Source organism: Mesorhizobium sp. WSM4807 (genome assembly GCF_055811615.1).
In genome coordinates, this window is record NZ_JBVVQY010000015.1 from 69,900 (window position 1) to 93,378 (window position 23,479).

At 63.8% G+C, this 23,479-nt stretch carries 21 protein-coding genes; 10 read left to right on the plus strand and 11 right to left on the minus strand.

The features are described from left to right. Positions 1 to 40: 40 nt before the first annotated feature. From AC0L3N_RS20130 to AC0L3N_RS20155, 6 genes are read left to right on the plus strand one after another with little or no spacing between them, the layout of a single operon-like run. Positions 41 to 1,426 carry an SWIM zinc finger family protein gene (locus tag AC0L3N_RS20130; protein ID WP_473549194.1) on the plus strand — a complete coding sequence of 462 codons (1,386 nt, stop codon included), beginning with the start codon at positions 41 to 43 and terminating at the stop codon, positions 1,424 to 1,426. After that, entirely contained in the window at positions 1,423 to 2,868 is a 1,446-nt protein-coding gene (locus AC0L3N_RS20135; RefSeq protein WP_473549195.1) for a DUF5691 domain-containing protein, read from the plus strand. The genes AC0L3N_RS20130 and AC0L3N_RS20135 overlap by 4 nt, the downstream gene beginning before the upstream one ends. 18 nt (positions 2,869 to 2,886) lie before the next feature. Beyond that, the gene (locus AC0L3N_RS20140) at positions 2,887 to 3,966 is read left to right on the plus strand and encodes an ATP-binding protein (protein ID WP_473549196.1); all 1,080 of its coding nucleotides are present in this window, start codon (positions 2,887 to 2,889) and stop codon (positions 3,964 to 3,966) included. A 6-nt stretch (positions 3,967 to 3,972) separates the two neighbouring features. Continuing rightward, a complete protein-coding gene (locus tag AC0L3N_RS20145; RefSeq protein WP_473549197.1) occupies positions 3,973 to 6,231 on the plus strand; it encodes a DUF5682 family protein in 2,259 nt (752 codons plus the stop codon). After that, the gene (locus tag AC0L3N_RS20150; protein ID WP_473549198.1) at positions 6,224 to 7,465 is read left to right on the plus strand and encodes a VWA domain-containing protein; all 1,242 of its coding nucleotides are present in this window, start codon (positions 6,224 to 6,226) and stop codon (positions 7,463 to 7,465) included. The genes AC0L3N_RS20145 and AC0L3N_RS20150 overlap by 8 nt, the downstream gene beginning before the upstream one ends. A 6-nt stretch (positions 7,466 to 7,471) precedes the next feature. Further along, positions 7,472 to 8,890 carry an FAD-binding oxidoreductase gene (locus AC0L3N_RS20155; protein WP_473549199.1) on the plus strand — a complete coding sequence of 473 codons (1,419 nt, stop codon included), beginning with the start codon at positions 7,472 to 7,474 and terminating at the stop codon, positions 8,888 to 8,890. 43 nt (positions 8,891 to 8,933) lie between these two features. Here AC0L3N_RS20155 and AC0L3N_RS20160 read toward each other — a convergent pair whose 3' ends face one another. After that, positions 8,934 to 9,863, minus strand: a complete 930-nt coding sequence (locus AC0L3N_RS20160) for a pseudouridine-5'-phosphate glycosidase (RefSeq protein ID WP_473549200.1) — start codon at positions 9,861 to 9,863, stop codon at positions 8,934 to 8,936. 30 nt (positions 9,864 to 9,893) lie between these two features. Further along, positions 9,894 to 11,003, minus strand: a complete 1,110-nt coding sequence (locus tag AC0L3N_RS20165; protein ID WP_473549201.1) for a carbohydrate kinase — start codon at positions 11,001 to 11,003, stop codon at positions 9,894 to 9,896. Positions 11,004 to 11,174: 171 nt separating this feature from the next. On the opposite strand from AC0L3N_RS20165, the gene murQ reads away from it, so the two are divergent. Further along, complete coding sequence (gene murQ, locus AC0L3N_RS20170) at positions 11,175 to 12,098, plus strand: N-acetylmuramic acid 6-phosphate etherase (RefSeq protein WP_473549202.1); 924 nt, start codon at positions 11,175 to 11,177, stop codon at positions 12,096 to 12,098. Positions 12,099 to 12,259: 161 nt separating this feature from the next. After that, a complete protein-coding gene (locus AC0L3N_RS20175; RefSeq protein ID WP_473549284.1) occupies positions 12,260 to 13,390 on the plus strand; it encodes an anhydro-N-acetylmuramic acid kinase in 1,131 nt (376 codons plus the stop codon). On the opposite strand, the gene AC0L3N_RS20180 is transcribed toward AC0L3N_RS20175, so the two are convergent. Together AC0L3N_RS20180 and AC0L3N_RS20185 are read right to left on the minus strand one after the other, a co-directional pair. Beyond that, the gene (locus AC0L3N_RS20180) at positions 13,391 to 13,816 is read right to left on the minus strand and encodes a GNAT family N-acetyltransferase (protein ID WP_473549203.1); all 426 of its coding nucleotides are present in this window, start codon (positions 13,814 to 13,816) and stop codon (positions 13,391 to 13,393) included. 133 nt (positions 13,817 to 13,949) lie between these two features. Next, positions 13,950 to 15,128: an MFS transporter gene (locus AC0L3N_RS20185; protein ID WP_473549204.1), complete on the minus strand. Its 1,179-nt coding sequence runs from the start codon at positions 15,126 to 15,128 to the stop codon at positions 13,950 to 13,952. A gap of 48 nt (positions 15,129 to 15,176) precedes the next feature. On the opposite strand from AC0L3N_RS20185, the gene AC0L3N_RS20190 reads away from it, so the two are divergent. Beyond that, entirely contained in the window at positions 15,177 to 15,716 is a 540-nt protein-coding gene (locus tag AC0L3N_RS20190; protein WP_123146884.1) for an Lrp/AsnC family transcriptional regulator, read from the plus strand. Between the two features lie 17 nt (positions 15,717 to 15,733). Here AC0L3N_RS20190 and AC0L3N_RS20195 read toward each other — a convergent pair whose 3' ends face one another. The 6 genes from AC0L3N_RS20195 to AC0L3N_RS20220 all read right to left on the minus strand — a co-directional run bounded on the left by AC0L3N_RS20195 (position 15,734) and on the right by AC0L3N_RS20220 (position 21,725). After that, on the minus strand, positions 15,734 to 16,570 hold the full coding sequence (locus AC0L3N_RS20195; protein WP_473549205.1) for a GNAT family N-acetyltransferase: 837 nt from the start codon (positions 16,568 to 16,570) through the stop codon (positions 15,734 to 15,736). A gap of 5 nt (positions 16,571 to 16,575) precedes the next feature. Then, entirely contained in the window at positions 16,576 to 17,322 is a 747-nt protein-coding gene (locus AC0L3N_RS20200) for an aspartate/glutamate racemase family protein (protein ID WP_473549206.1), read from the minus strand. A gap of 8 nt (positions 17,323 to 17,330) precedes the next feature. After that, complete coding sequence (locus AC0L3N_RS20205) at positions 17,331 to 18,149, minus strand: ABC transporter permease (RefSeq protein ID WP_473549207.1); 819 nt, start codon at positions 18,147 to 18,149, stop codon at positions 17,331 to 17,333. Positions 18,150 to 18,153: 4 nt separating this feature from the next. After that, entirely contained in the window at positions 18,154 to 19,059 is a 906-nt protein-coding gene (locus tag AC0L3N_RS20210) for an ABC transporter permease (protein WP_473549208.1), read from the minus strand. Between the two features lie 254 nt (positions 19,060 to 19,313). Further along, entirely contained in the window at positions 19,314 to 20,603 is a 1,290-nt protein-coding gene (locus AC0L3N_RS20215) for an ABC transporter substrate-binding protein (protein WP_473549209.1), read from the minus strand. Between the two features lie 33 nt (positions 20,604 to 20,636). After that, positions 20,637 to 21,725, minus strand: a complete 1,089-nt coding sequence (locus AC0L3N_RS20220; protein WP_123146878.1) for an ABC transporter ATP-binding protein — start codon at positions 21,723 to 21,725, stop codon at positions 20,637 to 20,639. Between the two features lie 262 nt (positions 21,726 to 21,987). Between AC0L3N_RS20220 and AC0L3N_RS20225 the strand changes: the two genes are divergently transcribed. Next, positions 21,988 to 22,701, plus strand: a complete 714-nt coding sequence (locus AC0L3N_RS20225; RefSeq protein WP_123146877.1) for a GntR family transcriptional regulator — start codon at positions 21,988 to 21,990, stop codon at positions 22,699 to 22,701. A gap of 169 nt (positions 22,702 to 22,870) precedes the next feature. On the opposite strand, the gene AC0L3N_RS20230 is transcribed toward AC0L3N_RS20225, so the two are convergent. Beyond that, complete coding sequence (locus tag AC0L3N_RS20230; protein WP_473549210.1) at positions 22,871 to 23,455, minus strand: HupE/UreJ family protein; 585 nt, start codon at positions 23,453 to 23,455, stop codon at positions 22,871 to 22,873. Between the last annotated feature and the right edge of the window lie 24 nt (positions 23,456 to 23,479).

The window sequence follows — 23,479 nt, forward strand, 5'->3', positions numbered from 1 at the left end:
GTTTGGTTCGAGTCACGAGGGGCGCGGCTTGGAATTCGATTTGAAGACCATTGAGGCGCTTGCTCCTGATCAAGCGTCGCTGAGCGCCGCCTCCAAGCTGACCAAGCGATCGAACTGGCCGCGGCTTGAAAAGAATGAGCAGCAGGCGCTCATCTGGGGTGAATGCCAGGGCTCCGGCTCCAATCCATATCGGGTGGTGGTAGACACTGGCGATCACGGCTACAAATGCACCTGCCCGTCGCGAAAATTCCCGTGCAAGCACACGCTGGCCCTGATGTGGATTGCCGCCACCGCGCCAGCCAGTTTTGCCGCGGCCGAATCCTCGCCGGAATGGGTGAATGACTGGCTTGGCAGGCGCAGGAAGACGACGCCACCGCTAGCGCAATCGATACAAGGTGCGGCAGCCAAGAGCATCGATGACGCCGCACGGTCGGACGAGAGCGCGGCCGTCGAAGACGTTGCGGCGGTGGAGCGTCGAGAGGCAGCGCAGCGCAAGCGGGCGGAAGACACACGACAAGCAGTGTCGGCGGCGCTCGATGAACTCGATCAATGGATCGCCGATCAGTTGCGGCTTGGTCTTTCCGGGTTTGTCGACGGCAGCAGCGACCGTTGCCGCCGGATTGCCGCGCGGCTGGTCGACATGAAGGCAACCGCGCTTGCCGGTCGCATCGACGAGATCCCATCGCGGCTGATGGCGCTGCGCGGCGAGGAAAAACCGGATGCGGCGATCCGCGAGCTCGGCAAGCTTGTGCTGCTGGCCAAGGCGTGGCGGTCGGCGCCCAACGACCCAGAGCTGAAGCGCCTCGTATCGACCTCTGAAACCCGCGAACAGGTCCTGGCCAATCCGGATGCAAGACAGGTCGAAAGCTTCTGGGAGGTTCTGGGCGAGAAGATCGAGAGCCGCCGTGACGGTCTCGTCAGCCATTCGACCTGGCTGCTTGATCTGAAGAGCGCTACCCCGCAATTTGCCGTGCTGCTCGATTATTTTCCGGCCTCTGCCGGACGCCGGTCCAACGCTTTTGCACCGGGCGATCGTTTCGGTGCCCGGCTGGTCTTCTATCCATCACGCAAGCCGCTTCGCGCACTGGTGGCGGAACGCATGGGTGAAGTGATGTCCGGCGCGTGGCCTGATTTCAGCATTGGCGCAAAGGACCCACTCGCCACACATGCTTCCTATCAGGATGCTGCGCCTTGGATTACCGATTGTCCTCTCATGCTGCCGCCTGGTGCGATCCTGGTCGACGACCGCGGCACAGGCTGGTGGCAGGCCGCGGACGATCCGCAAGGGATCGCCTTGCCGATCGCAGGCGCCGTCAATCAAACATTGCTCGGCCTCGACCTTGCGGCCACGGCAGCGCTCTGGGATGGCGCCAGGCTTGACCTCTTGGCGGCGCAAAGCGGGTTCGGGAGGCTTGACCTGTCGTGAATGAGAGCGAGCAAACTGGCCTGGCGACAATGCGCGATTGCTGGATCACCGGCGGAGCCACGTTCGATCTGGCTCCAACCGCCTGGAAGACAATCGCCGGCGGTGCAAGTCCCGACGAGCAGGAGCGCCGGCTCCTGGCAATCGCAGCACAGGCGCTCGACGTCGCCCTGCGGCCGGCGGCGCCGAAGACGCTCAAGCGCCGGCCGCCGCTGCCCAGGCTTGCGCTCCCTATGCTGCCGGAGCGGTTGCGGCCGCTGTTCAGAGCCGCTCTGAAACATGCCGCCGACGCGAGACGCAAGACGCGCGTGGTGACGCTTGTCGCCAGCCGCGGCTTTGTCCTTCATCCGATGGACTGGATGCCCGTCGCGTCGGATCAGAACAGTCCGGACGTCTACGCTCCCTGGATCGACTGGCAAGCAAGCCTGGACGGCGAGAGACATGCCCCGCAAGAGAAACTGACGGCGGATAACTGGGATGAGTTCTATCCCGCCGCGCGACGCATCGCGCTGGCAGACATGCGCCGCAGTAAACCGGCTTCGGCTCGACTGCTGGTCGAGGCCAAGGCATCGGGCGAGCCCGCCGAGGTCAGGCTTGCGCTCGTCGAGCTCATGCGCTTCGGCCTGAATCCTGAGGACGCGCCGTTCCTTAAAAGCCTCTCCGCCGACAGGTCCGGCAAGGTGCGTGAACTGGCTGGCCGGCTGCTGGCAAGGCTGGGGGAGCACGGCCGTTCAAACGATGGCGGACCGGATGATCCCGCAGCTGAACTCGCCGCTTTCATCAGCGAAGGCAAGTCCGGCTTCATCCGCCGCCGCAGCATCTACACGCCGGCGAAATTGAAATCGCCGGCGCAGGAAAAACGTCGCGCCGAATTGTTCGAGACCTGCAATCTGGTCGACCTGGCCGCGCGGTTCAGTGCTACCGAACCTGAGTTCATAGGCGCCTGGCAATTCGGCGCCGACAACAATGCCGACATCCTGATCGCACGAATGGTCGCCGCTTCGGGGAGCGACACCGCGGTGACGCATATGGCGGACGCACTTGTCGCCGATGGCGGCAAGCCAGCGCTGTTCGTACTGCACCTGACGCCGCGCCTGGACAGTCGCAGAAAACGAGCCCTCGTCCGGCTGATCCTCAAGCAAGCGAATTACCTCAACGCGATCAATCTGGCGGAAGGCATTGATGCTGGGTGGCTGGAATGGGACGATCTTTCGAATGGGTCGGCTCTTGCGGTGCTGCGTTCCGCCGTTGCGGGAAACGACGACGCCATGCGCCGGGGCGCCGACGATATACTGGAAACGATCGGCTTCCTTGCCACGGCGACCACAGCAGCAAAATTGATCGACGAGGTCGTCGCGGCCGGCATGCCGCCCGCAGCCCCATCACTCGGTGTCCTGCGTCTCAACGCGGCGCTGGCCGAACATCAGTCTAGAACCGAGACATGATCAATCCGGAGAATTCATATGAACGCTGCCATCCGTCTCCCGGTCGAGCAGGCCTATGCCTCTGAATTGCAGGCGCTGGCGCGCGGTGACGACAGGCAAAAGCCTGCCGGCTGGAGCCTCTCGCCACAAGCTGTGCTGACTTATCTGCTGGGCGGGAAGGCCGGTGACGGCACGCCGGTAACGCCAAAATATGTCGGTCGCCGCCGACTGATGGAGACCGCGGTGGCAACGCTCGCCACCGACCGCGCACTGTTGCTGCTCGGCGTTCCCGGAACGGCCAAGTCCTGGGTGTCGGAACATCTGGCCGCCGCCATCATGGGCGACTCGACGCTGATCGTGCAGTGCACGGCCGGCACCGACGAGAACCAGATCCGCTATGGCTGGAACTATGCACAACTTCTGGCAAAGGGCCCGAGCCAGGAAGCATTGGTGCCGACGCCGCTCTACCGCGCCATGCAGACCGGCAAGCTCTGCCGGCTCGAGGAACTGACCCGCATGGGCTCTGACGTGCAGGACACGCTGATCACCGTGCTTTCAGAAAAGATGATGCCGATCCCGGAATTGAACACATCGATCTATGCCCAGCGCGGCTTCAACATCATCGCCACGGCAAACAATCGGGACAAAGGTGTGAATGAGCTCTCCTCGGCACTCAAGCGTCGCTTCAATGTCGTGGTGCTGCCATTGCCGGAAGATATGGCTGAAGAGGTGGCGATCGTCTCCAAGCGGGTCGATGAGATGGCCGGCGGGCTCGACCTGCCGGTGCCGAAAAATGTCGTCGAGGAGATAGCCCGGGTATTGACCATCTTCCGGGAATTGCGGTCCGGTGCGACCGCCGACGGCAAGGTGACGCTGAAGACGCCCTCGGGCTCGCTGTCGACCGCCGAGGCGATCGCGACGATGGTTGGCGGGCTGAGCCAGGCGGCGTGGTTCGACAGCGGCAAGCTCGGCGCCGAAGGTCTCGCCGCCAGCCTTGTCGGCGCGATCGTGAAAGACCCGGTACAGGACAAGGCAGTGCTTGAGGAATATCTGGAAACAGTGCTCAAGAAGCGGCCCGACTATGCCGGCTACTATGCGGCCCTGAACGCAGCGATCTGACGCGCCATGGGGCACAGCGACGTCGCCTATTTCGGCATACGCCATCACGGGCCGGGTTCCGCCGACAGCCTTGTGCAGGCATTGCAGGATTTGCAGCCGGTCGCCGTGCTGATCGAGGGGCCGATCGATGCCTCCGCACTACTGCCGTTGCTGGCCCGCCCGGAGATGCAGCTGCCGGTAGCGCTGCTTTGCTATCCGGAGGAGGATCCGGCTTCGACAAGCTTCTGGCCATTCGCCGAGTTCTCGCCGGAATATCAGGCGGTCCTTTGGGCCGTGGACAACAAGGCGGCGTTGCGCTTCATCGACCTGCCGTCGTCGGCGCGCTTCTCGGAAGCGGCGGTCGACGGCGCGGAAAAAGTCGATGCTGACGAAGCGAAAGAAGCAAGCGAGCGTGACGATGTGGCTCCGTATCGGCGTGATCCGATAGGCACGCTGGCCCGCGCCGCCGGCTATGAGGATGGCGAAAGCTGGTGGTCGGACATCATCGAGCAGAATCCGGAACCAGGCCCCATATTCGCGGCCATCTCCGACGCGATGATAATGCTGAGGGATGGTGAAGGCTCGATCGCGCAGTTCGAGGCCCAGCGCGAAGCGCATATGCGGCTCGAAATCGCTGCGGCGCGCAAGGAATTCGACGGACCTATCGCCGTCGTCTGCGGGGCGTGGCATGTGCCGGCACTGCAGGCGACACACACGCAGAAAAACGATCAAGCCCTGCTTAAGGGGATTGCAAGGCGCAAGAGCACGATGACATGGGCGCCGTGGACGGGACCGCGTCTGGCGCTGGGCTACGGCTATGGCGCGGGCGTCGTCGCACCCGGCTGGTGCAAGCATCTCTGGCGCACGCGCGGCCGGCGCGATGCAGCAAGCTTGTGGCTTGCAATGATTGCAGCGGTGCTGCGGGTGAAGGGTCACCTGGTCTCGACCGCTTCGCTGATCGAAGCGGAGCGGCTCGCCCGCACGCTCGCCGCGATTCGCGAGCGGCCGAAACCCGGGTTTGAGGAATTGCGCGACGCCGCAATTGCGGCTCTGTTCAATGGCGAAGCGTTGCTGTGGGCCCTGGTCGAGGCTGAGCTGCTTCTAGGTGCGGACGTCGGCGAAATTCCACCCGACACGCCGTTGGCGCCGTTGATCGAGGATCTGCAGCGCAACCAGAAGGCGGCGCGGCTGAAACCTGAAGCGCTGGAGCGGGAACTATCCGTCGACCTGCGAAGCGACAGCGGGCTGTTTCGTTCGACATTGCTGCATCGGCTGAACGTGCTTGGCGTGCATTGGGGCAAGTTGACGGACGCCGGTCGCAGCCGTGGCACCTTCCGCGAGCGGTGGGCCCTGGCCTGGGAGCCGGAATATGCCGTTCGCCTGGTGGAGAACCTGATCTACGGGCCGACCATCGAAAAGGCTGCCAACGGCCGCCTGATCCAGATGATCGAAGCCGCAGCGACCCTCGATACTCTTGCGGCACTGGTCCAGGGCGCCATCACGGCAGGCCTGTCGGAAGCATCGACGGCCGGTCTCGCGGCCCTGGAGGCGCGCGCGGCGCGCAGCAGCGAATGCCTGGAGATTCTGGCCTCGGTGCCGCCGCTCGCCGACATCATCCGCTACGGCGAGGCCCGCAAAACGGAGACGAACCGGCTTTCCGGCCTCATGGAGCGGCTGATCGTCGAAGGTGCGATCGCGCTTCCCTATGCGGCACGCGACCTGGATGAGCAGGCCGCCGCGACGCTGGCTAGCGCGATGCGCAAGGCCGATGAGGCGATCAGGCTGGTCGAGCCCGGGGAAGACGTGCTGAACGGATGGCGCAACGGGCTGGCTGCCGTGCTGGAGGGGTCGCGGGCGACGGCGCTGCTGGCCGGATGCGCCGCGCACCTGCTCTACGAGGCCGGCCGCCTGTCCGCCGAAGCCGCAGCCGGGCTGCTCGGGCGACGCCTGTCGCCGGGCACGCCAGTCGCCGAGGCGGCGGGGTTCTTCGAGGGCTTCTTCAGCACAGCCGGTCAACGGCTGATCTATGACGAAGGTCTGCGCGGCGCGGTCGATTCCTGGCTCAAATCTCTCGACGAAGATGCTTTCATCGCGCACCTGCCGTTGCTGCGCCGCGTCTTTTCCAATCTGGACAGCATGGAGCGCCGGCGGCTGATCGAAGCGGTTCTCGGCCGCGCCGCGCGCTTGCCGGCTGGCCTGACGCCGACGCCGGATGGCGGCGAGGCATGGCGCCGACACCTGGAACGGCTTGGACCATTGCTCATGGGAGGAAACGGCAATGGATGACGAGGGCGAAATGAACGAGCCCGGCCGACTCACTGCAGATGCCGGAGGGGAGCGCCGCTGGCGCCTGGCGATCGGCGCCGATGACGAGGCGTCGGCGGCACTTTCCAGCGACGACAAACGACTTTCGGCGGCACTCGATGCTCTCTACGGCGATGGTGCCAGCGCGGCGGCCAGTGACCCGCGCAAGCGGCGTGGCGGTCTTGGCCGCTCGGCACCGCGCGTTGCGCAATGGATGGGGGACATTCGCTCCTTCTTTCCCGCGCAGGTCGTTCAGATTGTCCAGAAGGACGCTTTCGAACGGCTGGACCTGAAGCAGATGCTGATGGAGCCGGAGTTCCTCAAGGCGATCGAGGCGGACGTCAACCTGGTCGCCGACCTGATTTCGCTCCGCTCGGTCATGCCGGCCAAGACCAAGGACATCGCCCGCACGATCATCGCCGACATTGTCGCCAAGCTGATGCAGAAGCTGGAGCAGAAGACCGCCGAGGCGATACGCGGCGCGCTCGACCGATCGAAGCGCACCAACCGTCCGCGTGCGCGCGATATCGACTGGCAGCGCACCATCTCGGCGAACCTTCGCCACTACCAGCCCGAGCACAAAACTATCGTGCCGGAGAAGCTGGTTGGTTTCATGCGCAAGCAGCGCCGGCTGGTCGATCTTGACGAAGTCGTTCTCTGTGTCGACCAGTCCGGCTCGATGGCAAGCTCGGTCGTCTACGCCTCGATCTTCGCGGCGGTGATGGCCTCGCTGCCGGTCGTGCGCACCAAGCTCGTCTGTTTCGATACGGCCATCGTCGACCTTACCGAAGAACTCAGCGATCCCGTCGAAGTACTGTTCGGCGTGCAGCTTGGCGGCGGCACCGATATCAACCAGGCAGTTGCCTATTGCGCCGACCGTATCGAGCGGCCAACCAAGTCGCATCTGGTGCTGATCACCGACCTCTACGAAGGCGGCAATGGCCAGGAGTTGCTGCGGCGGCTGGCGGCGCTGGTTCGATCCGGCGTCAATGTCGTCGTGCTTCTGGCACTGACCGACCAAGGCCGGCCCGGCTACGATCCGGCAATGGCAGGTTCGGTTGCCGCATTTGGCATTCCGGTCTTCGCCTGCACGCCGGATCTGTTTCCGGACATGATGGCGGCGGCATTGCGCCGGGAAGATATCGGCGCCTGGGCGGCGGGAGCCGACATCAAGCTGGTTCGCGCCGAGGCCGAGGCGCCTAGGGCGAACGAGTGAGCCCCCATGTCACAGAAGGTCGCCGAGCTCCTGTCGCGGCTGGAAAAACGGCTGGACAGATCAGCGATCGTTTCGGCCGACGAGGCCGGACCGCGCTACAGGGAAGATCCCGACGGCAAGACCGGCGCACCGCCGGAGTTCGTCTTGCGTCCGCGCACTGCCGGCGAGGTGGCGGACATACTGCGCCTGTGCAACGAGGCGCGGCAGAGGCTTGTCGTCCAGGGCGGCCGAACCGGGCTTGCCGGTGCGGCTCGCATCCAGCCCGGCGAAGCGGTGCTGTCGCTGGAGCGCATGACGGCGATCGAGACTCCCGACCGCGAGGCGGCGACGATCGTCGCCGAGGCCGGCGCGCCGCTGCAGATGGTGCAGGACGCGGCCGATGCGGCAGGCTTGCTGTTCGGCGTCGACATCGGCGCGCGCGGCACGGCCACGGTCGGCGGCAATGTCGCCACCAATGCCGGCGGTATCCGCGTGCTGCGCTATGGCATGTACCGCGCGCAGGTGCTCGGCCTGGAAGCGGTGCTTGCCGACGGCAGCATCCTGACGTCGCTCAAGGGCTTGCCCAAGGACAATTCCGGCTATGATCTCAACCAGCTATTCATTGGCAGCGAAGGCACGCTCGGCGTCGTCACGCGGGCCTGCCTGCGGCTGCACCCGAAGCCGGCCACCGAGGTCAACGCCTTCTGCGCGCTTGCTTCGCTCGACGCGGCGATCGCGCTGCTTGCGCTGCTCAGGCAGAAGCTCGGACCCTTGCTCTCGGCCTATGAGGTGAATTTCGAACCGCTCTACGGCGCCATGATCGCCGGCATGGACGCGCCGGCGCCGCTGCCCGTCGGCTCGCCCGTTTATGTGCTGGCCGAGATACAGGGCAGCGAGCCCGACCGCGACGGCGAACGTTTTGCCGATGTGCTGATGCAGGCGGTCGAGGACGGCGTGATCGACGACGTAGTGGTCTCGCAGTCGCCGCGCGAATTCCGCGCGCTGTGGGCGGTTCGAGAGGACGCCAATCGCTTCCTGTTTTCGATAAAAGGCGTGGTCGGCGTCGATGTCAGCATCCCGCTGGCGAGGATGGGCACTTTCCTGCGGGAAACGGAAGCTGCGGTCCAGGCCGTTGACCGCAACGCCGACATCTACGTCTTCGGCCATCTCGGTGATGGCAATCTGCACTATCAGGTGCGCACGGTGGATCCGGCGGCGGCATATGACATCGTCTATCGCAGCGTGGCTGCGGCCGGCGGCGGCGTCTCGGCCGAGCATGGCATCGGCCTCGACAAGAAGGAATGGTTGCACCTGGTGCGCAGCGATGCCGAGATCGCGGCCATGCGGCGCTTGAAAGCGGCTTTCGATCCGAACAATATCCTCAATGCCGGGCGGGTCTTCGACCTCGCACCGGCGGCTAGCATACGTGACGTGCCGCCCCAATGAGGCTGGAGATCGAAGGCCGGTAGCGCTGGCCGGGTGCTTGAGTCTATCTGCCCACGGGCTTCAATCCCGCATGCGCCACGGCAATACGGGCAGCGAGCACGGCGTTGTTGCGGACCAGCGCGATATTGGCCTTCAGGCTGCGACCCTGCGAAAGCTCGTTGATGCGGGCGAGCAGGAACGGCGTCAGGTCCTTGCGCCCGATGCCGCGTGTCTCGGCCTCTGCCACCGCTGCCGTGATCGTGCCGTCGATGAAGGCCGGATCGAGCGCATCCACTTCCGGAATTGGATTGGCGACGAGGATGCCGGTGCCCGAGCCGATCTGCTCGTGCAGCAGCATGGCCTGCGCAATGTCCTCGGCCGTATCGAGGCGGTGATCGGCTTTCAATCCGCTGGAGCGTGTATAGAAGGCCGGAAAATCGTCGCTCTGATAGGCAATCACCGGCACGCGCTGCGTCTCCAGATATTCCAGCGTCTTTGCAATATCGAGGATCGATTTCACACCGGCGCAGACGACGGTCGTGCCGGTCTGGCCGAGTTCGGTCAGGTCGGCCGAGATATCGAAAGTGGCCTCGGCGCCACGATGCACGCCACCGACGCCACCGGTCGCGAAAATGCCGATGCCGGCGAGTGCGGCGATCCGCATCGTCGCCGAGACAGTCGTTCCGGCCGAGCCGCCGCGCACCATGATGGCGGCGAGGTCGCGCCCGGAGGCCTTGACCACGTCTTTTGCCGCTGCCAGCTGCTCCAGCTCCCGGTCACCGAGCCCGACTTTGATCTTGCCGGCGACCACCGCGATCGTGGCGGGCACCGCACCGTTCTCGCGCACCACGGTTTCAACACCGCGCGCGGTCTCCAGATTGGCCGGATAGGGCATGCCGTGGGTGATGATCGTCGATTCCAGCGCCACCACTGCGCGGCCTTCTTGAACTGCTGCCGCGACTTCGTCGTTCAGGTGGAGAAGTGAAGGTTTCATGGTTGTCTCGCTTTCAGGGTCGTCTCGCTTTCAGGCGGGAATGCGGTACATGCCGGCGGTGAGGAAGCGCGGCGACAGATCAGGATGAACGCTGGATTCGCTCTCGGTGGTCAGTGTGGCGAGCAGCGCGCCGGTGCGCGCCGCGTCGAGCACGGGATCGCCCGAAAGCACCTTGTACATGGTGCCGGCAATCATTGCGTCGCCGGCGCCGGTGATGTCGACGGCGCGGGCCGGGACGGAACGCATCGTTGCCACCCCGCCTTCGGTCGCGACCGCAAATCCATGCGCGCCCATGGTCACGATCACCTCGCTGGCGCCGGCCGCGCGCAGCGCTGCAGCAGCCTCCTTCGGCTTAAGCCGCTTGTCGGCATCGGTGATGCCAAGCATCATATTGGCCTCGTCATGGTTGGTGAACAAAAGGTCGATGCCGGACAGGTCCTTCGGCAGGCGTGTCGATTTCGGCGACGAGACCGTGTCGACGGCGAGCTTGAAGCGCGCGCCCTGCTTGCGTGACATCAGCGCTGCGATCGTCGCGGCCGGCAGGTTGCAGTCGATGAACACCCAAGTCGCCGAAGCCAGATGCGGCCAGAAGCGGTCGAGATAGGAGGGCGAGAGCAGATCGAAGATCTCCATGTCGGCGATGCCGAGCACGAGATCGTTATTGAGGTCGAGGATCGCTGCATATTCCGCCGTCGGCCGCTCCGTTGTGGTGATGACCTGGCTGACGTCGGCGCCGAGGTCGCGCAGATGCCGCACCAGCGAGCGGCCGGTCTCGTCGTCGCCGACAATCGAAACGAAGCTTACGTCGACGCCGAGGCGGACAAGGTTCTCGGCGACGTTGCGGGCGACGCCGCCGAAGCTGCGATAGCCGTCGACCGGGTTCGACGTCCCGAAGATCAGATCCTTCTTGGCGTGGTACTTGCGGTCCAGAACCGCGCCGCCGATGCAGATCATGCGCTTCGAGGCCGGCAACACATAGCCGCGACCAAGAATGTAGCCCTTGTTGACGAGCTGCACGATGTGGGCCGCGACGGTCGAACGGGCAATGCCGAGCGCGCTCGCAATGTCCTGCTGGCCGGCGAAAGGGTTCGCCGCGATGAGATCCAGAACCGCTTGTTCCTGTGCTCCAAGGTCGTCCATCGCCTCACCCGGCCCGCGCAATCATCACTGAACACTGATCAACAACAGATGATGTTGTCAACATTTGTTTGGACCAACAGGGTCCGCCAATGCCAGCCGCTGGTACTGGTCAACGCTTGGCGCCGCATCACATTACTTGATGCCGATGACAAGAAGTTTGAAAGTAAGCGGATGAATGAACAGGAGTTGATGTCGGAGCTGGAGCGGTTGGTTTCCGAGGATCGGAACCCGAGGACGATGGATATCGACCTGCTGCCGACCATCGATATCCTGCGCATGATCAATGACGAGGACAGCGGCGTTCCGGCCGCCGTCGAGAAGGTCATTCCGGAAATTGCTGCCGCGGTAGACCGGATCGTTAGTGCGTTTCAAAAAGGCGCGCGGCTTGTCTATATGGGCGCCGGCACGAGCGGCCGGTTGGGAGTTCTCGACGCCTCGGAGTGTCCGCCAACATTTGGCGTGCCCGAGGACATGGTGCTCGGCCTGATCGCGGGCGGCCCCAAAGCGCTGGTGCGGGCTGTGGAAGGCGCCGAGGATGATCCGCAACAAGGCATGAAGGCACTGCAGGACATCAAGTTGACCGCCGACGATGTCGTGGTCGGCATCGCGGTCAGCGGCCGCACACCCTACGTCATCGGCGGCTTGACCTATGCAAGGCAGGTGGGAGCAACGACCGTGGCGCTTTCCTGCAATCCCAGGTCAGTCATTGCCGGCATTGCCGACATTGCCATCTCTCCGCTTGTTGGCCCCGAGGTTCTCGCCGGCTCGACCCGGTTGAAGTCGGGAACCGCGCAAAAGCTGGTTCTCAACATGCTGACGACAGCCAGCATGATCCGGATCGGCAAGAGCTATCAGAACCTGATGGTGGACCTTAATCCCAGCAACAAAAAGCTCGTCGCCAGGGCGGTTGGGATCGTGATGCAGACCACCGGCTGCACAGCGCAGCAGGCACGACGGGCGCTCGACCAGACCGGCAAAGACGTCAAGCTGGCGATACTGGTGACAATCACCGGGATGGGCATCGAAGAGGCGCGGAAGGCGCTCGACAATGCGGGCGGGTTTCTGCGAAAGGCGATAGGCGAAAAGACGCTGTGAAGCCGCCTGGATACCGGGATACTGGTATACAGGACGGATCGACTTCGACAAAGGCAAGGCATCGACCTTGCTCACCAACCGGATCCATCCGACACGTCAACAGCGGGATTATCGAGATTCGCCAATCGGTCGGCGATCTCGTCAACGGAGCCTAACAAGTGATGATTGCGAAAAGTGGGGAACCAATCTGGGCCGTCGGCCTGATGACCGGCACCGTGCTGGACGGCAATATCGACGTCGCGCTGATCAAGACCGACGGCGAGCGGATCGCGGATTTCGGCACCTACACGCTGGCGCCCTACCCCAGGTCGATCCGGAGCCTGCTGGAGGAGACGCTGCGCCAGGCCAGGACCTGGAGTTTCACCGGGCCGGAGCCGGCAATCTTTCGCGAAGCCGAAGAAGCGCTGACGCGCGCCCAGTCGGCGGCCGTCAAGGATCTGGTCGAAAGTTATCGGCTGACGATGGCCGATATCGGCGTCGTCGGCTTCCATGGCCAGACCGTGCTGCATCGCGCCCCGCAAACCGGCCGGCTCGGCCAGACCCGCCAGCTCGGCGATGGAGCGTTGATGCATGCCATACTGGGCACCAAGGTCGCCTATGATTTCCGCTCGGCCGACATGCGCGCCGGCGGGCAAGGCGCGCCGCTGTCGGCCGCCTATCATGCCGCGTTGCTGCGCGATGCCGATATCAGCGGCTACACGGCGGTGCTCAATCTCGGCGGCGTCGCCAACATCACCTGGTGGGACGGCAAGGACAATGTCGTCGCCTTCGACACCGGACCGGCCAATGCGCCGTTGAACGATTTCATCAAATCGAAAGGGCTTGGCGAAATGGATCGCGACGGCGCGCTCGCCCGCGCCGGCACTGTGGACGAAGCCCGGCTGGCCAAGCTCTTGCAGCATCCCTACCTGGCCAAGCCCTACCCGAAATCGCTGGACCGGTTCGATTTCGGCGCAGCCATGGCGGATGGGATGAACGCCGAGGACGGCGCCGCACTGCTGACGGCCTTCACCGCCGCGGCCGTCGGCAGGGCGCTCGACCTCCTGCCGCACCGGCCGAAGCGGCTGGTGGTCAGCGGCGGCGGCCGCCACAACCCGACGATCATGGCCATGCTTGCCAGCCGCGCCGCCGTCGAAGCCGTGCCGGCGGAGGCGCTCGGCTGGAAGGGTGACGCGGTCGAGGCGGAGTGCTTTGCCTTCCTTGCGGTCCGCGTGCTCAGGGGCCTGCCGATCAGCTTCCCGACCACCACCGGTGTGCCGCAGCCGATGCGCGGCGGGCGCCTTGCCGGCTGATCAAGTCGACAATTTCTTCTGCAGGAAGACGCGGCTGCGGCCGACGGGAAAATCGGGAAGCACGCCGAACGGCCGATATCCCTGACGCTCATAAACGGTTGCCGCTTTCGGATTGAAAGTGTCGATCAAGGCGCCATGACAGCCGCGTGCGACGGCTTCCTGTTCGGCTGCGTCCAGCATCCTGCCGGCCATGTGCCGGCCGCGAAGTCGCTCATCAACCCAGAGCCATTGCACATAGAGCCAGCCCCAGGCGGTATATCCCGAGATGCCGCCGACAACCGCACGGCGCTCATCGCGCACGAACACGGCGAGCGCCTGCCTGTTGGCCGTACCGACATCGCTGTCGTTGAACGCGCTGAGTCGCTCCCCGAGAAAAGCGAGCTCTTTCGGCGAAGGGTCGGCGGTGGTTTCAAGCGTCATGTTCATCGCATGTCCAGACAGGCTCACAACCGGATACCGGTATACAGCGCCGCGTCCTTCCGGATGCTATCGCACTTTCATTTGCATTTGTCGAAGGACAGGAGGGGAGCGCAAGCTCTGCCGCCGCGTGGCTCCGCGACTACACGGGCCGCGGCGAACGCCACGCCGCCGCCGAAGCGGCAACCAGCATGAGCAGCGCTGCGACCATTGCAGATGCCGCAAAACCAAAGCTGGAATAAAGCGGCCCGAAGGCAGTGGTGCCGACAAACACCGCGAGATAGGTCACCGCGCTGTTCAAACCCATGATCGTGCCGCGCCGCGCCGGATCGAGCGCCGAGAGGCGCATCACCAGGACGTTCAGCCCGAAATGATTGGCAAGGCCCCAGAGCGCGACCATCGCGATGGTCAGATGGAAACTACCGCCTGCCGCGGCGAGCGCGACATAGACGATCGCGACGAGCAGATAGGCGAACGGCATGACGCGTCGCGCGCCAAGCCGATCGATCACGCCGTCGAGAAGTGCCGCCATGCCGAAGCCGGCGCCATAGGCGAGCGCGGCCAAGCCGTTGGCGCTGACCGGCCGTCCCAAGCCGTTGTGAAGGTGATCGCCGAGATAGCCATAGACGCCGTAAAAGGCGGTCATGAAGGCGCCGCAGGCGACCAGAAGCGGCACTATGCCGGGAACGGCCAAGGCGCCGAGCGGCGTCGGCGCCGGGCCGCTTTTCCTGACATCGCTTAGCGACGTCAGCGTAAGACCGGTCAATGCAAGCGCCGCAAGCGCTGCGACCGCCGCGAAAACAGCGCGCCAGTGCAGCAGATCGGCAAGCACCGCCGACAATGAGACGCCGGCGACCATGCTCAGGGTCCATCCGGTCAGCACGACGCCGATCGTCCCGCTTTCGCGGCCAGGCGGCGCGATCGCAGCGGCGCTGGCGTAGATTGCCGGCATGGCGACGCCAGCGGCGATGCCAGCGAGAAGCTGGGCCGCAACCAGCGCCGTTACCTTCGGCGCGGCGGCGCTGGCGAGGAGCGCTATCGCCAGCAGCAGCAACGCCCCTTGCAGCATGCGGCGAGCGCCAAGCCGATCGATATAGCGCGCCAGGAATAAGGCGCTTGCCGATGTGCCGAGGCCGAACGCGGCGGACGCGATCATGACAGCCGGCACGCTTGTCGCAAACGACGCCGCCACCGCCGGTGCTATCGGACCGAGGACCAGCGAGTTGGAGCCGATCACGGCGATGCATCCGGTGAGCAGATAGGCGAGCGCCGGGATAGGCGGCCTTGCCGTCAATGTTGCGACTTGATCACTGTTCGTCATACGACGATAATCGCCGTATTAAATTCTGTATCAATAAGGAATTTCACCATGGATGAAGAAACAGATGGCATTCTGCAGAACAGGCCTGCTGCCCGCGATGTCGACGCAACCGACCGAAAGATATTAGGCGTTCTGGTCGACGACGCCACCGTCAGCTATGCCGAGCTCGGTGATCGCGTCGGCCTGTCGCCGCCGGCAGCGCACGAACGGGTGAAGCGGCTTCGGCGCAGCGGCGCCATCCGCAACACCGCGGCAATCATCGATCCCAAGGCGGTGCGCAAGCCGTTGCTCGCCTTCGTGCACATCGACACCAAGGGCTGGGGAAAGACCCCCGAACTGATGGCGATTTCCGAGCACCCCGAAGTCGAGGAGATTCATTCGGTGGCCGGCGACACATGCATGCTGATCAAGGTCCGCACCGAGGATACTCGGGCGCTCGAAGGCCTGCTGTCGCGTCTCTACGAAACGCCCGGCGTCACCTCGACGCGAAGCTATGTGGTTCTGTCGACCTATCTGGAGCGGCCGGTGCAGCCCGGGATCACAACGGAATGGCCGGCGCCCCGGCACATGGCCAAGCCGCTATATTAGGGCCACCCTGCGTCCAATCAACCAAGCTCCAAGGTCGTTATTGCAAAGACCCCGGATTGCGCTAACTGCGGCGCTTTTCCCTTGTACATTCGAGCTGTTTCGAAGCCCGGTTGAAGGCCGGCGGACGTCAGCCGAACTGCAAATTGCCCGCTGGTCTCGGGCACGTCGAGATGGACATTTCCGGGTCCGGAGATGCCGGCGAGCGCGGCGAAGAGACGACTTGCCGCGTCCAGGCTGTTGGAAAAAAGCGGCCCGATCTTGCAACCGTCTCGGCATCGGCGCGCGACGCCGTACCCTTCGATTACGCCGTCCTTGACGATCGCAAGCGCCATGTGCGGCGGACGCAGCCAGTGCTCCAGGAAGGATCGCCTCGGAGCGGGAAAGAAGCGGCTGTCGTAGTCCAGCACATTGGGCATGAGTTCCGGGTCTATGGTGCGAATACCACTGTCGGCGGTTGCCGGAACATCCGGCGATCCGACGAACCGGATCGTTCGGTAGACCGGCGCAAAACCCATGCTGCGATAGTTGGCCTGCTGCTCGACGACACCATCGAGGCCGATCGTGCGGTTGCCGAGCCGCGCCATGCCGGCGTCCCAGACTGCCTTGCCATGGCCCTCACCGCGCCGGTCCGGCCGACAGATGTAGAGGCCGATGAAACCGAAATCGTCGCCATAGGCCACAGCAGAAATACCGGCCACCATCTCGCCATCGACAAAGGCGCCGATGAAGCCCTCGGGATCCGCTGCCTGGAACGCCACGGCATCGCCAACACCGGGATTCCAGCCTTCCGCTGCCGCCCAGTCGACAAGGATTTTTACTTCGTCAAGTGCGAGCGTTCTGATCGTTCGGCGCATTGCGGTCACTCGGCGGCAACAGATCCGGGGGCGAAGGATTTCAATGCGCCACGATAAGGCTTTGCCAGTGGGCCTGCATAGGCGCCACGCTTGGAGGTCGACAGGCCAAGCGCGATCAAGGCCTCGGCCTGCTTGACCGCTGCGCCGACGCCGTCGATGACCGGAACGCCGAGTTCCCGCTGCAGCTCGGCTGCGAGATCGGCCATGCCGGCGCAGCCGAGCACGATGGCCTCCGCGCGATCCTCGTCGAGCGCGCGCGCGATCTCGCCCCGCAATTTCAGGATCGCGTCCGATGCCGGATCTTCGAGAGCAAGCACCGGGATATCGGCGGCGCGCACGCGTGCCCGCCCCGCCATGCCATAGCGCTGCACCAGCCCTTCGACCGGCACGCGCGAGCGCTCGGTCGTGGTGACGACGGTGAAGCGCTGGGCGATGAACGAGGCCGTGCTGAGCGCTGCCTCGCAAATGCCGATAACCGGAATGTTGGCCATGGCGCGCGCGGCATCGAGGCCGGTATCGTCGAAACAAGCGATGATCGCGGCCTGCGCGCCCGAGCGCTCGCCGGCGGCGATCTCGACCAGCAGGCCCGGCACGGCAAGCGCCTCGTCATAGTAGCCTTCGATCGAAACCGGACCCATCGTCGAGGTCACGGCGACGATGTCCGTACCGGCGCCGGCGACCAACCGCGCCGCAGCTGCAATGGTTTCGGTCATGCTGGCGGTGGTGTTCGGATTGACAACGAGGATTTGCACTGAAGGTCTCATGCACGCGCTCGGCGACGCCCGACATAGACGATTGCGCCAAGCGTCAGCAGGATCACCAGGAAGGAAAATACTGATGTCACGGTGCCCAGCGCATAGAGCACCGGCGTCGTTACATTCGTCGTCATGCCGTAGATTTCGAGCGGCAACGTGTTGAACGTGCCCGAGGTCATCAGCGTGCGGGCGAACTCGTCATAGGACAGGGTGAAACCGAACAGGCCGACGCCGATCAGGCTGGGCGCGATCATCGGCAGCACGACATGCGCGAAGGTCTGCCAGGACGACGCTCCGAGGTCGCGCGCGGCCTCCTCATAGGCCGGCGAGAACCGGTTGAAGACGGCGAACATGATCAGCACGCCGAAAGGCAAGGTCCATGTCAGATGCGCCCCAAAGGCGGACGTGTACCAGGCGGGACGAAAGCCGATCTGCTGGAAGACGACGCCAATGCCGAGCGAGATGATGATCGACGGCACGACCAGGCTGGCGACGGCCAGATAAAACAATGCGGTGGCGCCACGAAATTTTTGGCGGAAGGCAAGACCGGCGAGAAGCGACACGACAACGGTCACGACCATCACCATCAGGCCAAGGATGAAGGAGCGTTTGAAACTGCCGCCGAAATCGCCGACTGCCTGGCGCTCGAACAGATTGGCAAACCAGTGCAGCGAAACGCCGTTCAATGGGAATGTCAGCCCGCCATTCTCGCCCTGGAAAGAGAGGATCAGGATCGCCGAGAGCGGGCCGTAGAGAAACAGCACGAAAAGGGCGAAGAAGGCCGCCAGCACGTAAAATTCGAGTGGGCGCTTGTCGTGGCTCATCGCCTCACAGCTCCTTGCGAATGTCGACGATGCGCAGGATGCCGGCGACCATCAGCAGCACCAGCACCAGGAGCACGACCGCATTGGCGGCGGCCGCCGGATATTGCAGCAGCGACATCTGGTTCTTCATCATCAGCGCGACGGAGGCGCTCTGTCCGCCGGACATCACCTGCACCGTCGAAAAGTCGGCCATCACCAGCGTGACGACGAAGATGGTGCCGATCGCCATGCCCGGCTTGGCAAGCGGAATGACGACGTTCCACAGGACCTGCCAGCCGGACGCGCCGGCATCACGCGCGGCCTCGATCAGCGACTTGTCGATTCGCATCAGCGTGTTGAAGATCGGCGTCACCATGAACAGCGTGTAGAGATGCACCATGGCCAGCACCACGGCGAATTCGGAATAGAGCAGCCATTCGATCGGCTTCGGGATCAGCCCGATCTCAACCAGCGTCGAGTTGACCAGCCCGTTGCGGCCAAGCACCGGAATCCACGAAATCATGCGGATGATGTTGGAGGTCAGGAACGGCACCGTGCAGACCAGGAACAGCACCATCTGCATGGCTGTGGTCCTGATATGGAAGGCGAGGAAATAGGCGACCCAGAAGCCGATGAACAGCGTCAGCGCCCAGACGATGGCAGCGTATTTCAGCGTGTTCAGATAGGTTTTCCAGGTGACCCAGGAGCCGAGCGTGTCGGAATAGTTGGTGGTCAGGAAATCCGGGTACATCGCCGCGAAATCGTAATCCCAGAAGGAGACCACGGCGATCATCAGGATCGGCAGCAAAAGGAACGCGCCGAGGATCAGCGCCAGCGGTGTCGCCTGGAGGTAGGGGACGAGGTGGGCAAGAGACAGGCGTCGTCTGGCGGGTTTGGTAGCGGCTATAGGCTGATCGAGAGTCACAGTCATCTGGAACAGCCCTGGCGTGTCGCGGAGGGCCGATAATCTGGCAAGGTACGATCCTTCGCGCCCTCCTCTGTCCTGCCGGACATCTCCCCCACTTGGGGGGAGATCGGCCGTCGCCGCTGCTTTCGCCAATCTCCAACATTGCAAGAAGAGGAGCCAACAACGAAGCTGCCAATCTCCCCCCAAGTGGGGGAGATGTCCGGCAGGACAGAGGGGGGCGCGAAGGAATGCAACATCTCAGCTATTGCTGCCTTGCGCTACGCAGCGATGAACTCGTTCCAGCGCCTCACCATGTAGCGGTCCTCGTCCATGACCGAGTTCCAGCAGGCGACCTTGCCCATGCGCTCGACGAAGGAGCCGCCGTCGCGCACGGCGCCCGCCTTCTCCATGATCTTGCCGTCCGGCGCCATGATATCGCCCTTGGCCGGCTTGCCGTCGACCCAGTAGCCCCATTCGTCCTCGGACATGAACTGCTTGGCCGTATCCATGGCGGCCGAGTAGTAGCCCTGGCGATTGAGGTAAGCGCCGACCCAGCCGGACAAGTACCAGTTGATATACTCGTAGGCGGCGTCGAGCTCGGCGCCCTTGAGATGCGCCGCCAGGCCAAGGCCGCCGCCCCACGAGCGATAGCCTTCCTTAAGCTGCTGGTACTTGCAGGCGATGCCCTTGGAGCGCACCGCCGCGACCGCCGGAGACCACATCGACTGGATGACCACTTCGCCTGAAGCCATCAGGTTGACGCTCTCGTCGAACGATTTCCAGAATGCCCGGAACTGGCCGTCCTGCTTGGCCTTGATCAGGAAGTCGATCGTCTTGTCGATCTCCTCCTTGGTCATGTTGCCCTTGTCGGCATATTTGATGTTGCCCATGGCTTCCATGATCATCGCCGCATCCATGATGCCGATCGACGGGATGTTGAGAATGGCGGCCTTGCCCTTGAAGGCCGGATCCATGATGTCAGCCCAGGTGGTGATCTCGCGGCCGACAAGGTCGGGGCGGATGCCGAGCGTATCGGCGTTGTAGATGGTCGGAACCATCGTCATCCACTGCGTCGGCTCCTTGGCGAAGGTCTTGGCGTCCTGCGCCTCGACGAAACCGACCGTATGCGGCGCAGTGCCCTGGGCGATGACACTGTCGGGCGTCAGCTTGCCGGTGATGAACAGCGGTACGATCTTGTCGTAATATTTCAGCTTCTGGACATCCATCGGCTGCATCACGCCGGACGGATACACTTTCTTGGCGATCCAGTATTCGATGTCGGCGATGTCATAACTGTCCGGCTGGGTTACAGCACGCTGGGCGGCGGCGTCGGAATCGGTCGCCGTCATCTCCAGCGTGATGCCGAGATCAGCCTTGCACTTGTCGGCAATGGCGTTGAGGTTCGACACCCCGGTGCCGAACTGGCGCAGCGTGATCGGGTTCTGCGCCCAGATCGTCGGGAACCCTGATATGGCACCCGAACCGGCGGCAAAACCGACGGCGGCAGCACCGGTCTTGAGCAGCGAGCGGCGGGAAATTCCTGTCTTCTTGTCGGTGGTGTTGGTCATGTCAGTTCCCCTGTTTTGATTGGTTGTTCTGGTTCAGGAATCGAGACGGCCAAGGACGATCGCGTCCTCGGCGTCCCAGGCGATCGGCACCGCGTCGCCGACGGCGACCGGCTTGGCGAAGAAGCTGGTGTCGTCGACGATCACCGTAAAATCCTCGATGCCGGCGCCATTGACCGAGAGCTTCACGGTCGAGCCGCGGTATTCGACGTTGGAGGCGATGCCGGTGAAGCCCAGCCCGGTGGCCGGCGGATCACCGATCCGCACATGGTCGGTACGAATGGCGATATCGATCGGCTCGCCGATCGCCCTGCCCTGCCCGCTGGCCGCTAGCGAGGCGCCACCCGGCACATCGAAGACAACCATGCCGTCGCGGCTGCCGCTGACGCGGCCGGAGACGACGTTGTGATCGCCCATGAAACGGGCGACGAACGCGGTGGCCGGCCGCTCGAAGACGACGCGCGGATGCGCCGCCTGCTCGATGCGGCCGTCATTCATAACCACGATCAGGTCGGCGAGCGCCATCGCCTCCTCCTGGCTGTGGGTGACGTGGACGAAAGTGATGCCGAGCGAGGTCTGCAGCTTCTTCAGTTCCGCCCGCATGCGGATCTTCAGGAATGGATCGAGTGCCGATAGCGGCTCGTCGAGCAGCAGCGCTTCGGGGTCGGTGATCAGCGCGCGGGCCAGAGCGACGCGTTGCTGCTGTCCGCCCGAAAGCTGCGCCGGGCGGCGGCTGGCATAGCCCTCCATCTGCATCAGCTTCAGCATATCGAGCGCTTTGGCGCGGCGCTCCTCCTTGCCGACACCCTTCATCTTGAGGCTAAACGCAACATTGTCGACCAGGTCGAGATGCGGAAACAGCGCGTAGGACTGGAACATCATGGCGGTGCCGCGCCTGGCCGGCGGCAGGTCGGTGACCACTGTGTTGCCGAGACGCACGTCGCCGCTCGATATGCTCTCGTGCCCGGCAATCATGCGCAGCGTCGAGGTCTTGCCGCAGCCGGACGGCCCGAGCAGGCAGCAATAGGTTCCCGCGGGGATTTTCAAGCTGATGTCTTCGACGGCAGTCGTTGCGCCATAGATTTTCGAAACGGACACGATGTCGATTTCGGCGGCTTTGGACATCCGGCTTCCTCTCTAAATCAACTTAAGCAAAGCATCATGCATGCCAATTGCCCTACTTCGGCCGCAAGCGATTGAAACCTTGGGGAAATCGGGATTGCATCCGGCTGCCTGCCGAAACAGCATGCTTATGCAATGCACAAATTATAGGCGATAGCGGGCGATTCTCGCAAAAATCGTATGCAATCTTTTCTGACATCGTATTCACTTTGGCCCTCGTGCACGCGACCCGATTCAGGGTAGAAGGGGTGCAGGGACTACCATCATGAATATAGCCGACCAGACTTTCCCTGCTGTCGACAGTGCCAACGAGGATCGCGCCCAGACGATCCGCGACCAATTGCGCGACGCGATCGTCGATCGTCGGCTGGCGCCCGGAACCAAGCTGTCGGAAGGCGAGGTCGGCACTTTGTTCGATGTCAGCCGCACCGTGGCGCGCGCGGCGCTACAGATGCTTTCCTTTGAGGGATTGGTGCGGACCGAGCGCAACCGCGGCGCCTTCGTCGCCAATCCGTCGCCGGAGGAAGCGCGCCAGGTCTTTGCTTCGCGCAGGCTCATCGAACCCGGCATCGCAATCGCCGCGGCCGGGCGGATGACGTCGGCGCATGTCGTTGCCTTCAAGGCGCAGCTCGAGGAAGAAGGCCGCTTCATTGCCGAACGCGGACCGAGCGCAAGACGATCGGAGATCAAGGCTTCGGGCGATTTTCACCTGCTGCTGGCGTCGGTCGCCGGAAACATCATCCTCCAGCGCTTCATGGAAGAACTGGTCGCGCGTTCATCGCTGGTGATCGCGCTCTATGGCCGCTCGGGCGTCTCGAGCTGCGGCCATAGCGAGCACATGAATATCCTAGAGGCGCTGGAAAATGGCAATTCCGAACGCGCCAGCGCACTGATGCTGCACCACATCGACCATATCGAGGCCGACCTCGATCTGCGCATCAGGAGCGGTCCGGCGCTCAGGCAGGCGCTCGAGTTCTGACGCTCATTTCGACCGGAGGGACGCGATAACCGCGCCCTTCAAAGCCGCTCGGCACGGATCTTCAGGATCTGGTACAGCAAATCGCGAATGCGCCGCAGCCTCATCGACAATTTCTGGCTCATCTGCATTCCAGTTCTGTTTGCCGACTGCCTGCGCTTGATCGCCACACTCAGAAAGTTTGGGCCGCCATGGCCATTCCAACCAGCGAGGTGGCGAGCCCCGCGGTGCGGACCGTCATCGGCCAACCAGCCAGCTTGACAGCGGACAGAATGCCGATCGCATGCAGCATCGACGAGCCGAGCATGAAACCAGCGGCGTAGGCGATGCCGCCGGCGCTCTCGGGAACCTCAAGGCCGTGGGCGTTGCCGTGAAAGAGGCCGAACAGGGCCGTCAATGCTGCTGCGGCGGCCAGCGGCAGCGGCCTGGCAAGACCGACCATGGCGCCGAAGACCACAAGCGACAGCGCGATGGCCGCTTCAAGGGAAGGCAGGCCGATGCCGGTCATGCCGAGCAAGGCTCCGGCGACCATGGCCGAGACAAAGGCCAGGGGGACAAGGACAATACTGCGCCCGCCGGCGCGAGCGCCAATGATGCCGACCGCGATCATGGCAAGCAGATGGTCCATGCCGAGGAGCGGATGTTCGAGGCCGGCGAAAAAGCCATGGATGTGAGCGCCGCCGCTATGGGCAAACGCCAGCGACGGTGTGAGGGCGGCGAGGGCTGAAAGGATGCCAAGTCTTGCAAATGTTTTCATGGTTGTACCTGTTCGATGAGAGTG